The sequence below is a fragment of the Clostridioides sp. ES-S-0054-01 genome (assembly GCA_021561035.1).
In the GTDB taxonomy this organism is placed as follows: Bacteria; Bacillota; Clostridia; order Peptostreptococcales; family Peptostreptococcaceae; genus Clostridioides.
In genome coordinates, this window is the sequence record CP067346.1 from 2,626,764 (window position 1) to 2,641,246 (window position 14,483).

At 29.1% G+C, this 14,483-nt stretch carries 14 protein-coding genes and 1 pseudogene; 2 read left to right on the top strand and 13 right to left on the bottom strand.

Going from position 1 to position 14,483, the window contains the following annotated elements; translation table 11 throughout:
* Window positions 1-87 precede the first annotated feature (87 nt).
* The 11 genes from JJC02_12350 to JJC02_12400 form a co-directional block, all read right to left on the bottom strand.
* Window positions 88-1,398: a sugar ABC transporter substrate-binding protein gene (locus JJC02_12350; GenBank protein UDN53693.1), complete on the bottom strand. Its 1,311-nt coding sequence runs from the start codon at window positions 1,396-1,398 to the stop codon at window positions 88-90.
* A 292-nt stretch (window positions 1,399-1,690) separates the two neighbouring features.
* Window positions 1,691-2,431: an SIS domain-containing protein gene (locus JJC02_12355; protein UDN53694.1), complete on the bottom strand. Its 741-nt coding sequence runs from the start codon at window positions 2,429-2,431 to the stop codon at window positions 1,691-1,693.
* 2 nt (window positions 2,432-2,433) lie between these two features.
* Window positions 2,434-3,693, bottom strand: a complete 1,260-nt coding sequence (locus JJC02_12360) for a PTS ascorbate transporter subunit IIC (protein UDN53695.1) — start codon at window positions 3,691-3,693, stop codon at window positions 2,434-2,436.
* Window positions 3,694-3,823: 130 nt separating this feature from the next.
* On the bottom strand, window positions 3,824-4,102 hold the full coding sequence (locus JJC02_12365) for a PTS sugar transporter subunit IIB (protein ID UDN53696.1): 279 nt from the start codon (window positions 4,100-4,102) through the stop codon (window positions 3,824-3,826).
* A 12-nt stretch (window positions 4,103-4,114) separates the two neighbouring features.
* Window positions 4,115-6,034 (bottom strand): transcription antiterminator, encoded by a 1,920-nt coding sequence (locus tag JJC02_12370; protein ID UDN53697.1) that lies wholly within the window; start codon window positions 6,032-6,034, stop codon window positions 4,115-4,117.
* Window positions 6,035-6,383: 349 nt separating this feature from the next.
* Complete coding sequence (locus JJC02_12375) at window positions 6,384-6,908, bottom strand: hypothetical protein (protein ID UDN53698.1); 525 nt, start codon at window positions 6,906-6,908, stop codon at window positions 6,384-6,386.
* Window positions 6,909-6,911: 3 nt separating this feature from the next.
* Complete coding sequence (coaD, locus tag JJC02_12380; GenBank protein ID UDN53699.1) at window positions 6,912-7,409, bottom strand: pantetheine-phosphate adenylyltransferase; 498 nt, start codon at window positions 7,407-7,409, stop codon at window positions 6,912-6,914.
* A gap of 1 nt (window position 7,410) precedes the next feature.
* Entirely contained in the window at window positions 7,411-7,965 is a 555-nt protein-coding gene (rsmD, locus tag JJC02_12385; protein UDN53700.1) for a 16S rRNA (guanine(966)-N(2))-methyltransferase RsmD, read from the bottom strand.
* A 58-nt stretch (window positions 7,966-8,023) separates the two neighbouring features.
* Complete coding sequence (gene recG / locus JJC02_12390; GenBank protein UDN53701.1) at window positions 8,024-10,081, bottom strand: ATP-dependent DNA helicase RecG; 2,058 nt, start codon at window positions 10,079-10,081, stop codon at window positions 8,024-8,026.
* 80 nt (window positions 10,082-10,161) lie between these two features.
* Window positions 10,162-11,805, bottom strand: coding sequence for a DAK2 domain-containing protein (locus tag JJC02_12395; protein UDN53702.1), 1,644 nt, complete (start codon window positions 11,803-11,805; stop codon window positions 10,162-10,164).
* Between the two features lie 18 nt (window positions 11,806-11,823).
* Window positions 11,824-12,174 (bottom strand): Asp23/Gls24 family envelope stress response protein, encoded by a 351-nt coding sequence (locus JJC02_12400; GenBank protein UDN53703.1) that lies wholly within the window; start codon window positions 12,172-12,174, stop codon window positions 11,824-11,826.
* 360 nt (window positions 12,175-12,534) lie between these two features.
* Here JJC02_12400 and JJC02_12405 point away from each other — a divergent pair, with 360 nt between their 5' ends.
* Window positions 12,535-12,723 carry a 50S ribosomal protein L28 gene (locus JJC02_12405; protein UDN53704.1) on the top strand — a complete coding sequence of 63 codons (189 nt, stop codon included), beginning with the start codon at window positions 12,535-12,537 and terminating at the stop codon, window positions 12,721-12,723.
* 159 nt (window positions 12,724-12,882) lie between these two features.
* On the opposite strand, the gene JJC02_12410 is transcribed toward JJC02_12405, so the two are convergent.
* Both JJC02_12410 and JJC02_12415 read right to left on the bottom strand, forming a co-directional pair.
* Window positions 12,883-13,035, bottom strand: coding sequence for a 2-oxoglutarate translocator (locus JJC02_12410; protein ID UDN53705.1), 153 nt, complete (start codon window positions 13,033-13,035; stop codon window positions 12,883-12,885).
* 97 nt (window positions 13,036-13,132) lie between these two features.
* The gene (locus JJC02_12415; protein UDN53706.1) at window positions 13,133-13,609 is read right to left on the bottom strand and encodes an Rpn family recombination-promoting nuclease/putative transposase; all 477 of its coding nucleotides are present in this window, start codon (window positions 13,607-13,609) and stop codon (window positions 13,133-13,135) included.
* 218 nt (window positions 13,610-13,827) lie between these two features.
* Between JJC02_12415 and JJC02_12420 the strand changes: the two are divergent.
* A pseudogene (locus tag JJC02_12420) lies at window positions 13,828-14,424 on the top strand (TipAS antibiotic-recognition domain-containing protein).
* Window positions 14,425-14,483 lie beyond the last annotated feature (59 nt).

Genomic DNA, 14,483 nt, shown 5'->3' on the forward strand with positions numbered 1-14,483 from the left:
CCAATATAAATATTAGCATTGTATTTATAAATACAATGCTAACTTTAATCTGTAAACTACTTTACAACATATTACAGCTTTAAACTTTTATTGTGCTAATAAATCGTTTGAATATTTTGCAGCATCATCTAATGCTTGCTTTGGAGTTTTATCTCCCGAAATCATAGTTTGAAGCTCTTTCCATAAATATTCATATATTTCAACTCCATGAGGACCTACTACCAGTGGTCTATATACATCTTTGTCATTTTCTACCATTTCCTTGAATCTTTCATCACCTTGGTACGGTTCACCTTTTGTTATTGGTGCTCTTGGTATTGATTTATGAAACTCTGTCATTGATTCAACACTCAACATATGTTGTATTAACTTGTATGCAAGTTCTTTATTTTTCGCTGTTGACATTAAAGATAGATGGTCTACTGCTCCAAAAGTTGCTGCTTTTTTATCTTCTAGCCCAGTTACAAATCCCCAATTTAAGTCTGGGAATGATTCATCAAATACGCTTGTTGCAGCAGAAGATAGCATTACTGTAAATGCTGCTTTTCCTGGTCCAAATACACTTTCTATCATTTCATTACTATCTTTGGATAAAGAATCTTCAGGCACATATGCTTGTAATTCTTTTAAGAAATTAGCTGCTTTTAAACCACTCTTATCATTAAACTTAACTGATTTTAAATCATCATTAAATATATCTCCACCAGCTTGCCATAAATAAGGATACCAGTTCCAGTTTAAATTACCAAAAGTTTTAGCCCCCCATCCTTGAGCCAATCCCCATTGGTCTACCTTTCCGTCACCATCAGTATCCTGTGTTGCTTTTTTACAAATTCTTTTAAAGTCTTCCCATGTTTTAGGAGGTTTTTCTCCTATTTTATCTAAAATATCCTTGTTATAGTATAATACACCTGGATTAGCTGCTTGGAATGGCATACCATACATTCCACCCATCATTTCAGATGTTTTTATATAAATAGACTGTTCTTTATCTTCTTTAGTTGCATAGTTAGTTAAATCTTCTACTGCTCCATTTTCTATAAACTGTGGATACATTTCTGCATACATATATCCTACATCTGGACCTTCACCAGCACTTATGGCTGTTGCAAATTTTTCTGAATAATTATCCCAAGGAATTATCTGTAAATCTACTTCACAGTTATTTTTTTCCTCAAATTTATCTAAAATAGGGTCCCAAACTTCCTTCATATTATTTTCTACTGGTGGCATCCAAAGTACTAACTTTTCTTTTTTGCCATCCTTTTTTGAATCTTTTCCATTTCCACTTGAACACCCTGTTATAAGTGTTGTAGTCATAATTGCCACCATAGCTAGTGAACATAACTTTTTTAATATACCCACTTTTATTCCCTCCATTTTATTTTCTTTTTTCATTATAATTCTACATATTTTTATTCCATTTAAAATATTATCAAAGCATGTATTTATTGTCTAATCAGTTTTTTCTATTTACTTTTTTTTAATATAGTTTTTTTCTATGACAACGTTTACAATATTTCTAACGGATATTTTCCAATCTATTTTCACATATTTTAAAATTAATTACTCATCTTTTTCAATACACAACAATAAAAGCTGTAGATTCTTACCTACAGCTTTTAAGTGATAGTACTACTTATTTATATTATTAATATGTTTTAACATTTATTAAAATACTTTCCTTACCTTAGTATTCATAGTGAATTACACCTTTATACTCATTAAAAATATCCTTATTTAACTCATCTCCGCCATCTATATTGGCACTATAGAAAATTGGTGGATTCTTTAATCCTCTATTAACTAATTCCTGAGTAACTTGAGCTATAATAGAATTCATCACAGTAGTTGCTATTACAGTAGAAGTTGGACTAACCCTTTGATTTAATCCATCTATTTCTACACAGGCATCTCCCTTTTGACCATGATTATCTATTACTAAATCGCATACTTCATAAAGATTTTTTCCTGAAGAATGTCTTGAAGATACGCTTTTTGAGTAACTTAAATTAGTTATACATATTACTATTGCCTTATTTTTTTTAGCTTCCATAGCAAACTCTATACTTACTGGATTTCTACCAGATACTGAATGAACTATAACTACATCTCCTTTTTTAATTGGGGTCTTATCAGCCAAAGCTGTACCATATCCTTCGAGTCTTTCCATTTTGCTGGTATGAGTTATAGGTGCTGTATCTAACATTAGAGATTTTGCAAATACTGGATTTATAAGGACACATCCACCTGCTCTATAGAATAATTCTTCTGTTAGTATTCCTGCATGTGAAGCACCAAATGAAAATATAGCTTTTTTGTTTTCTATTGCTTCAACAAGGATTTGTACTGCTTTTTCCATATTGACTTTTTCTTCATTTTCTATTATATCAATTAATCTTCTTATCTCATCTATGTATTTAAATTTCATATCTATAATATTCCTCCAAACAATGAACCTATAATCTTACTGATTATACCAAATAGTGAAAGGTCATTACCACCAAATATTAGTATCCAATTTTGAATAGTTCCTGAATAAATTACAGCAGATATTCCTACTAAAATTACCATAAATATTGCAGATATAGCTGTACCTATTATAGCTCCACGTATACCACCTTGTGATTCCCCTATTACAGCTGCTGCTCCACACTCAAAGAAGGAAGTTATAACAAGTGGTATAAGTAATAAGTCAAATACATTAAAATAGTTACATATTAAAATCATAGCTGTAGATGTTAACATAGCAACTAAGAATCCTATTAATACAGCATTTGGCTTATAGTTAAATAATATTGGACAGTCAAAAGCAGGTAGTGCATTTGGTACAACTTTTTCTGATATTCCTTGGAAGGCTGGCATTATTTGATTTATTAACATTCTTACCCCATGAAGCATTATTATAAGACCTGCTCCAAAAGAAAGACCTTGCTTTATTGCATACGTTCCAATAAACTCATTACTATCTTTAAATGCATCTGGTATTACTATACCAACAACTATAAACATTAAAAATACTGCCATTCCACCACTTATAGATATTTCTCTAAAAAATGATAAACTTTGAGGTATGTTTATATCTTCTGTAGATTTTTCTTTATTTCCTACTAATTTAGCAACAAATCCTGATATAAGTGCTAAACAACCTGATGGATGACCTAATGTAAAAGAATCATCTCCTATAACATCAAATACGTATTTTCTTAATAGCCATGGCATTATTGACCAATAGAGTGCTGATAATACTGCTGCAAAAGCTATTAATACTCCACCATTTAATCCAGCTTCAACTCCTGACGCTACAAATATAAATGGGAACCAGTAAAGCATGTGACCTGTTAAAAAGATTGTCTTAATAGGAGTAAATCTTGCTATCATTAAGTGAAGAGCTAAACCTACAAACATTGCCAAGCCTATAATTCCACCATAACTTGCAGTAAAAGTAACATCACTTAAGCCTTTTGTTACTGCACCACCACTTATACTTTGGAAAGCTCCATTAATTGGTGCTATTGAACTAACTAACATACCTGTTCCAGTCTCCATAATTATAATTCCGAAAGCTGCAAGTAGTGACCCCTTTATAACATCGGATGCTTTCTTTTTCTGTAAAATAAGACCAAACGCTGCTATTAATCCAATTAGCATAGACGGATTACGTAAAATATTATTTGAAATAAAATCAAGCATTATATTTTTTAATGATAGTTTAACTGTTTAAGTTTTCTATCACTAAATTCCTCCTCTCCCTATTACTATTTTTAGTTTAGTAAGTTTTTATTTTATGTCGGTTAACTTAATCTACTTTTTAAAATTCATATTATTTCTTATCATTTAAAAAAGTTTGAACAACTTCTGTGACTTCTGCTAAGTCCATATACTTTTTAACTGGATATACCACTACACTACAAGTTCCTTTTAATTCATTTAATAATTCTTGACTTGTAAATATACAGTCACAGTCAGCACCTCTAGCTGAATTTATATCTGTATTTTCTACTTCACATTCGATACCTAACTGTTTTAGTGCCTTTTGTATCGTCATTTTTAATACCATTGATGAACCTACACCAAAACCACATACTGCTAATATCTTCATTTTACACTCCTCCTAATTTTGCTTATTTATAAGTTCTAATATTGAACTTTTATCGCCATTAATTATTAGTTTTACATTTTCTTCCTCGTACATCATCTCTGACAGTGATGCTAATGCTCTAATATGAGTAGTATTATCTATAGCAGCTAGTACCATAAATATATTTACTGGCTTTCCTAATAAATCAACTTCATCTTCTACTATAAGTAAAGACATGGCAAGCTTGTTTACGCCCTCTTTAGAACTTGCATGTGGTAGAGCAAATCTATCAGCCAAAACAATATAAGGTCCATATTTCTCAACTGACTTTATCATATTTTCTATATATAACTCTTCTATAGAATTATCTTCTAACAATGGCTTTGAAGCTATTTTTATTGCTTCTTTCCAATCTTTAACATTTCTTATTATGTTGACCCTTTCTGCATTAATTAATTCCTTTAACATCGGTTGATACATCTCTCCTTCATCTATCTTATGTATTATGTTTAATAAATCATCTTTTAGTGCTTCTTCATTATTAATAACTCCATTTTTTCTTATAGCTTGCATTATTAGTTCAAGATTGAAATACTTCTCATTTTCTTTTACACTTATGAGTTTGTTCATAAGTAATTGAATATCTGATGCTGTTAAAAGAGGATTTACAACTATTACATTACTTATGTTTTGTATGTTTATAGTCGTAATTATATAATCATAGTATACATTTACATCTTTTAGTTGCTTAATAGATACTATACCGACTATTTCTATAGTTGGTATGTATTTGTATAGTTGTATTTCCAAACTCTTTGATACCATAAGCCCATTAGGGCAAACCAGTAATACTTTATTTCTTCTCAGACCATTGTCCCTAGACCCTCTTAAGTATCCTCCAAAATATGCTGCTATAAATCCTATCTCTTCTTCCCTTATTCCCTCAAATACAGGAAACTCTTCTTCATTTTCTATAATTGATTTTATAATTTTATAAAGTGACTTATGTTTATACTTAGTCTCATCTAACATAGGGTTGCTAATAGGGAACTTAAATCTTATCCTATTATAAGAAGAATTTAGATGCCTTAAAATATTTTTCTTAAACTCATGTTTACTTTCTAATTTTATTGCTGTATTTACTTCAAACTTGTCTATAAGTTTATCTACATATTCTTCAACAAAATCCTCCTTAACCTCACTATTTAAACTAGGAAGTGAGCTTACATAAGTACACACATAAGCTTGTTCATTCTCATTAGCCTCTTCACATAAAAGGTCTTTACATCTATTAAAGTAGCTAATCTTTTTAGCTTCATTTAGATATTTATAGGAGTATAATGTTTTCCCATCTCTTATTCTTTTATTTAAAAATTTTATAAACTTAGTTAGATTTAATAATGAATAATCTGTAAGATTTACGTGTCCCTTCGTGTCAAATCTACTTACTTCCTTACTTATAGAATTAATTTCTAGTACATTTTCTTGAGTAAGTATTAAGAATAATTCTCTAATAACATATTCATCACCTATAACCTTGTATTTTCCCTTGTACTCTAATTTTAGACCCATTGTTTGAAGATACTTCTTTACATCAGTTATTGTTTGTACTACTGTATTTTTTGAAAGTAACATTTCATTTGTTAGTTTTTCTATTGATATTTTTTCACCAAGTAATATTTTGTTTAATATAAAAGTTTTTCTATAGTCACTATCTAAAAATTTATCTTCTTCAGCTGAAATTATTTTTCTTGCATTACTTAAGTTACCTTCAAATATAAATTTGTGTTTTACATTTTTTATATTACCACTTTTTCCTAGTTGTTTGTTTATAGCTAGGATATCGTAATAAATAGTTCTTTTTGATACGTCAAACTTTTCTTGTAGTTCTTGTGATGTTACATTGTTATTTTTAATAATAAAATCTAATATTTTTTTAGCCCTCTCCTTCATACTACCTCCTTAATTTTATTATCTACATTTTACATATATAATGCCATACCAAATAATTGCACATGATTTAATATTATTTTATAAATTTGCACAGTTTAACTCTAATCTAAAAGATATATAATTCTAAAGGTATTTAAAAATGTGAAAATAACCCATATCATTTATACAAAGAAATAAGCTAATTTTAACAAATAAAAAATTAAACTCTTTTAACCAGTATCAAAAAACAAGATATAATTAATATAAAAAAGCAAGATTAATTAGCAAATAATTTCTATAATAAAAGAGAGCTCTCACACATCAATTTAGAATTTTTTGTGCAACAGCTCCGTTTTTATTCATTTAAAATTTATTTTTTAGGTCTAAGCTCATCCTTATCTCTTTTTACTTCTTCTAATATTTCTTTCAAATTGTACTCAACACTAGAAAGCACATCTTCCGCATACTCAATTGACCCAAGTCTTATTTCATTTGCTATTCTCTCAGCCCTATCAACTATATCCTTAGCTCTTTGGTCTGCTTGAACAACAGGTTCACTAGATTCTACATATGCTTTTACTACATCTTCGGAATTTTTCTTTAATTCTTCTATATTTTCTTGATATTCTTGTTGTATTCTCTCAGCTTCCTTTTTTGCTTGTTCAACTATATTTGCAGCATCTTGCTTGGCTTGACTTATTATTTTATTTCTTTCTTTATTAATCCATACTGCTTGTGTTACTTCTTCTGGTATCAAAGTTCTTATATCATTAATTATTGCCAAAACTTCGTCTTTATCTACTGTGCATTTATGTGAGAAAGGAATTGTAGAAGCACTTCTAAATATCTCCTCTAACTGCTCAAATAGTTCAACCATTTCTAAATCTATCTTCATGTATCAATTACCTCCACTAGTTTTTTTCTTTAATTCTTCCAAAACAATCTTTGGAACCAAATTTTTTATATCAGCATCAAAGAGCAAAACCTCTTTTATTAAAGATGAACTTATAAATGAATATTTTGTACAGCTTGGTAAAATTATAGTCTCTATATCTGGATTAAGCTCTCTATTCATATGTGCCATTTGAAGTTCATAGTCAACATCAGCACCACTTCTCACACCTCTAACTAGTGCTCCAATCCCATTTTCTTGACAGTAATTTATTAACAAACCATTAAAAGTCACAACTTTTATATTATTTAAATGGCTTGTACTTTTTTCTATAAGCTTTACTCTTTCATCAAAGCTAAATAGACCCTTTTTATTAGGATTATTTAATACTCCTATTTGTAATTCGTCAAATAACTTCGAAGCCCTGCAAATAATATCTAAATGTCCATTAGTAATTGGGTCAAAGCTTCCTGCAAATATAGCTTTTCTAAGTTTATTTTCCATATTACTCCTCCATCTTATAAAAAGTTAATGTAGTATTTCCATATTTCTTATCTCTAGTTTTCTCTAATTTACATATTTTATCTGGAAATAAATCATTAGTATCATGTTCTACAACTATTATTCCATCTTCGTTCAATAGATTGGAATTATCAATTTTTTTAATAGCTTCTATAAACATATTTTTATAATATGGAGGGTCCATAAAAATTATGTCAAACTTACTATTTTGCAATTTAAGTTTATCTATGGCAGTTTTAAAATCAAGGTTTAAAATAATACTTTCATTTTCAACTCTTGCCTTTTTTATATTAGACTTAACAATATTTATACTTTCCTTACTGATATCTACAAAAGTACATGCCTTGGCACCTCTAGATAAGCACTCTATTCCTAAAGAGCCAGTCCCAGCAAATAAATCCAGAACTTCACTTTCCATTATATATGAATTTATCATATTAAATAGAGACTCTTTTACCCTATCTGTAGTTGGTCTTACATCTTCATTTTTTGGAGTATTTAGTTTCAATCCTCTCGCTTTTCCTGAAATTACTCTCAATATGACAATCTCCCTTCAGCACATTATTACATTAGTAATATTTTAACATAATTTAAAATTAATTTAATGAAATTTCTTTCAATGTATCTTTGAATTTATCTATAATTTCTTTTTTGAGTGCCATGTTTTCTTTTAATTGTAGATTATTATCTTCACCCAATATATAGCGAGCTTCTTGCTGTGCTAACTTCAATATTTTTATATGCTTAAACAGGTTTGCTACCTTAAGTTCTGGAAGACCATGTTGCCTTGTCCCAAAAAATTCTCCAGGACCTCTTATTTCTAAATCTTTCTCTGAAATCTTAAAACCATCATTGGTCTCTTCCATTATAGCCATTCGTTGCCTACATACATCTGTTTTAGAATCATAAATTAGTACACAATACGATTTATGACTACCTCTTCCAACCCGACCTCTAAGTTGATGTAATTGTGCAAGTCCAAATCTCTCTGCATTTTCTATTATCATTAATGTCGCATTTGGCACATTGACACCGACTTCTATAACCGTTGTTGAAACTAAAATATCTATTTCTTTATTTTTAAAACGTCCCATTACTTCGTCTTTTTCACTTGACTTCATTTTACCATGAAGCAACCCAAGCCTTAAGTCATGGAAATATTCAGCTCTTAATTCCTCAACAAGTTCAACAGCTGATTTAGCTTCTATAGCTTCACTTTCTGCTACCAAAGGACATACAATATACACCTGTCTTCCTGATTCAACCTCTCTTCTTACAAGGTTGTTATATGCTCTATCTCTCTTACTTTTTTCAATAGCAAGCGTTTCTATTGGCTGTCTTCCTGGAGGAAGTTCGTCTATAATAGAAATGTCTAAATCTCCATAAAGTATAAGTGCTAAGGTTCTCGGTATTGGCGTTGCTGTCATTACCAGTATATCTGGATTTACACCTTTCAATGAAAGTTTACTTCTTTGCATAACACCAAATCTATGCTGTTCATCCGTTATAACTAAACCAATTTTATTAAATTCAACCTTATCTTCAATTAGTGCATGTGTACCTATCAATATATCAATTTCATTATTTTTTATTTGTTCTAATACTGTATCCTTTTGCTTTTTTGTAAGACTACCTATTAGTAGACCTACATTTATTCCAAAATCTTTTAGAGACTCAGTAAGCGAAATGTAATGTTGCCCTGCTAATATCTCTGTAGGAGCCATCAAAGCACCTTGATAACCATTTAAAACACAATTTGCAAGTGCTAAGAGAGCTACTACTGTCTTACCACTCCCTACATCACCTTGAACCAATCTATTCATTATTTTCTCTGAATTCATATCTTGTATAATTTCATCTAATGCTCTATTTTGAGCTTTAGTCAGTTTAAATGGTAAAGCACTCATTATTTTTTTTAAATCTTTACTTGTTTCAAATTTTATTCCATTTTCTTTATTTCTTCCACTTTTAAATACAAACAATCCTAGTTGTAGTATAAGTAATTCTTCAAATACAATTCTATATAAAGCTATTTTTAATGATTCTTTATTAATTGGTGAATGTATATTTCTAACAGCAAAATCTATACTACATAACCTATATTTCTCTATAATTCTCTGTGGCATATATTCTTGTATAATTAAGTCTTTATCTTCAAGCACTGTTCTAATTATACTCATAATTTCTTTATTTGTAACACCATATGTAAGCTGGTACACAGGCATAAATCTACATGTATTCTTAGGTGAATTAGTAAGATATTCTAATTCACATGATGTAAGTTCTAAATAATTAAATTTTTTCTTAACCTTCCCAAAAACTAATATTGAATCTCCTGGACGAAATGTATTTTTTATATAGCTCTTATTAAAAAATACTAATTTAGCTAAGCCTGTCTCATCTTTTACATCAATTTTTGTTAAAGTCATACCTTCTTTTGGACTAAATGTATTTATACTTGATATTACTGCTTTTATTGTAACTTTCTCATTATCCTCTAATTGTGCTATTTTCTTTAGATTGTTTCTATCTTCAAATTGTCTTGGAAAATAATACAATAGGTCTTTTAATGTAAATATACCCAATTTATTTAGCTTATCTGCTTTTTTAGGTCCTATTCCTTTAACATATTGAACATCTTTATATAAATCCAACAAATATATCACCTACTACACAAAAATCCTGTACAACCAATTTTATAAAAGCTACTTGGTCATACAGGTTCTTATAATCATTATTCAACTGAAATTAAGTAATAATAAAGAGGTTGTCCTCCATAATATAACTCTACATCTACATCTTCAAATTTTTCTTCTAAAGAAGTACGTAGTTCATTTGCTTGAGATTCTGTAACATCTTCACCAAAGAATAATGTTATTATAGCAGTATCTTCATCAACCAGTTTTTCAATAAGGTTTGATGTTACCTCATCCACATAATCTCCTGCTGATAATAAATTCCCTTCTGCAATTCCAATTATATTACCTTCTTTAACATCAATTTCATTCATCACTGTATCCCTAACAGCAAAAGTTACTTGACCTGACTTAACTGAGTTTAAAGCGTTCATCATAGCTTCTTTATTTTCATCTTCGCTTAATTCTCCATTAAAGGTTACTAATGCAGCAAATCCTTGAGGTGTGTTTTTTGTAGGTACAACTATTATATTTTTATCGCTCAATTCTTTAGCCTGATTAGCGGCCATTATTATATTGCTGTTATTTGGGAAAATAAATATGTTTCTAGCATTTATATTCTTTATGGCATTCATAAAGTCTTCAGTACTTGGATTCATAGTTTGACCACCTTCTATTATATGGTCAACTCCAAAATCTTTAAATATATTTGCCAATCCTTCACCCATAGAAGTAGCTATAAATCCAAACTCTTTTTCTTCCTCTAAATTTTCACTACCATTTTCTTTCTTTTCTTCTACATCTAATAATGTATTTTCATGTTGTAACTTCATATTTTCTATTTTTATAGTTAATAACTGACCGTACTTTAGAGCTTCTTGAAGTACATTTCCTGGGTCATTAGTGTGTACATGTACCTTTATGACTCCATCATCTCCAACTACCGCTAGGCTATCACCATAAGCCATCATTATATCTCTTATTTTAGTATCTTCTATTTTAGAACTTTCTAGTATAAATTCTGTACAGTAGCAATATTTTATATCATCCGTGCTAGTAGTACTTTTTGCAAAGTCCATGCTTGCTGAAATATTAGTATCTAAGTCAGCATTTTTTATTTCTATATTATCGCCTTTTATAGAAGCTAACATTCCTTCATATATAAGTACAAGACCCTTTCCACCAGAATCAACTACACCAGCTTCTTTTAAATTTTTTAGAAGGTCTGGAGTTCTTTCTAGTGAAGAATTAGATTCCTTCACAAGCATACTTAAAAACCTTACTATATCTTTCTCCTTTTTTGCAGTTTTTATTGCAAACTCTCCACTCTCTCTAACTACAGTAAGTATAGTTCCTTCAATTGGTTTTATTACAGCTTTATATGCTGTATCTGAACCATTTTTAAAAGCTTTTGCTAAATCTTCTGTTGATAATTTACTTTTTCCTTCTATAGATTTAGCTATACCTCTGATTATTTGTGAAAGTATAACTCCTGAGTTTCCTCTAGCTCCCATTAAAGAACCTTTAGACAATGCTTTTCCGATATCTGATATATTATCATTTTCCACTTTTGCTAATTCTTTTAAGGCATAAGATATTGTTAATGACATATTAGTTCCTGTATCTCCATCTGGTACAGGGAATACATTTAACTTGTCAACTAAATCTTTATTGTTTTGGAGATTGTTTGCACCTGAAATAAACATCTCTCTTAACCTTTTACCATCTATATACTGAATCATTTGTTTCCTCCTATGAAATTACTTAACTCTTATTCCTTGTACATTAATATCAATTCTAGTAACTCTTACGCCAGTCATTTTTTCAACTACATATTTTACCCTATCTATTATATTATTGGCAACAGTAGATATATTTGTACCATATTGTATTATAACATAAAGTTCTATTGCTATGGCATCTTCTTCTACTTCCTCAACTCTGACACCTTTAGTGGCATTCTCACCTTTTAATAACTCTACTATTCCTTTAGACTTATATGCTAAACCTACTAAGCCATAACTTTCCATTGCAGCTCTATATACGACTTGAGCTATTACTTGATTATCTATTTCTATACTTCCATATTGATTCGTTACCTTTGCACTCATGGTTGACCCCCTTAAGCTTATTTTTATTAAAAACATTTCTTAATTTATTTTTTACTATTTTTACTTATTTATTATATAAAATTATAATCATATCATACTATAAATATGGTATAATTTAAACCTAGAAAAGTTTTTGGATAAAATTTCTTCTATAGTATATATATTCAAAGAAAAATAACAATTATTTTCCAAATATATTTACTTTATATAAAATTATATATATAATTTTATATGATAATAAGAAATTCTTCAATATGTGTAAGGCAAATATATATTTCTATTGCAAATTTTTGTTATTTATGATAATATAAATATGTTTTTAGTCTTTAAATAGTTATCATTTTAAGGAGGTGTGCGTAGATGGCAAAAGTATGTAGCGTATGTGGTAAAGGTAAAGTTTCTGGAAACCAAGTATCACACTCAAATAAACATAATAAAAGAACATGGTCAGCTAACTTAAGAAGCGTAAGAGCAATTATAGATGGAGCTCCTAAGAGAGTAAAAGTTTGTACTAGATGTTTACGTTCTGGTAAAATTGAAAGAGCTTAGTAACCACGTTTAAAAGCCTACTTCCGTAAGTAGGCTTTTTAATTTAATCATTTTTGCTCTTTCTCATGAATTTTAGGATTATATTTGAAATCCATTTTGGCAATTTTATTGTTACTACTTTCATCAATACTCACCCCACACTTTATAGTTAAAACTATTTTAACAAAAAAATAATAATGCTCCACATCCAATAAGTATTAATGCGGTAAGTGCTGACCAAATCCAGCCAGGAAGCAACATTGACAGAATTACAGCCATTCCTGTTGCCAAACATAGTATTCCTAGCAATACCTTAGACTTGTTATTTCTCATGGAACACCTCCACATAGAACCTGTATCTACAAATATTTTCATATTCAAGTTTATGCGACAGTTTCCCATTTTAGACCAATAAACATATTATGTAATTTTAATTTTTCATACTAGAATTATTACTGCACTCTGATATAGATTCTACAATATCCAAAATTCCTTTTTTTCTACTTAACCTTTCAGGTCCACTATATAAAACCACTGGTATAACTTTAGGAAGTTTAAAATTTTTATCTTCTATTTCTTCAAGACTCTTTTTCATAATGAAGCTTTTCCAAATTTGTTCTCTATACGATTTCAATCTTGGGACAATATCAGTATCCATTTCTGTTTGAAATTCTAACACTATATAATGTGATACTTTACCTTTTTTAGAAAATACTTTATAAATTATATCAACTTCCTTTCCTTTATATTCACATATAAAAGATGTTTCTAACTCTATATTTTTAAGAGTTAATTCTTTTGCTATTGAGATACTTGTAAAATTTTGAATCAAACTTAAAAAACTTTCTTTATCTGAATACATTCTTCTATACTCTTCTCGTTTTTCGTTGCTTCTTTTTAAATTCATACATTTCCTCCCAGATTATAGACTTTCTATATTTTAATAAAGACAATCTATAAATTTTATTTTTTAATTTTCACTAGTGATTATTGACACTTGTGTGTAAAATATCCAGTAAAGATATTTTTTTATATTTTTATTAAAAGATATAAATTTTTATATTTTAATATATTGATATTGACGTTACGTAAAAGTGTATATTTAATTTATAGGAGGTATTACTAATGGAATATACAGTTCAAAAATTAAGCAATATAGCTGGTATAAGTACCAGAACACTTAGATATAACTAGCCAACCTTTGACAGCCTAAGTGCATTAAAAGAACACCATAATAAATTACTAGCTAAAAGAAAACAAATTGATTTACTTATAGAAAATGTAACTAAAACTATAGCTCTAAAGGAGGGAAAATACGTTATGACAGATATAGAGAAATTTGAAGGTTTTAAAGAAAAGATGATTGATGAAAACGAAAAAAATTATGGAACTGAAATTAGAGAGAAATATGGTAAAGATACAATAAATACATCAAATAAAAAACTTAAAAATATGTCTAAACAAGATTATGAAGATTGGCAAAATCTAAGTGTCGAAATAATTAGTAAACTTAAAAAAGCTTTTAAAACTGGTGATGCCTCTAGTGAACTAGCTCAGGAAGTTGCAAGATTACATCATAAATGATTGAGTTACACTTGGAACACATATTCTAAGAAAGCTCATGCCTCTTTAGCACAGATGTATGTATGTGATGAACGCTTTACATCATATTATGATAAAGAACAGCCCGGACTAGATATATTTTCATCATTTCAACAATAAAAAAGAGACTTGTCTCTGTTTTGAGACAGTCCCTTGTATAATTATATAATCGATATACA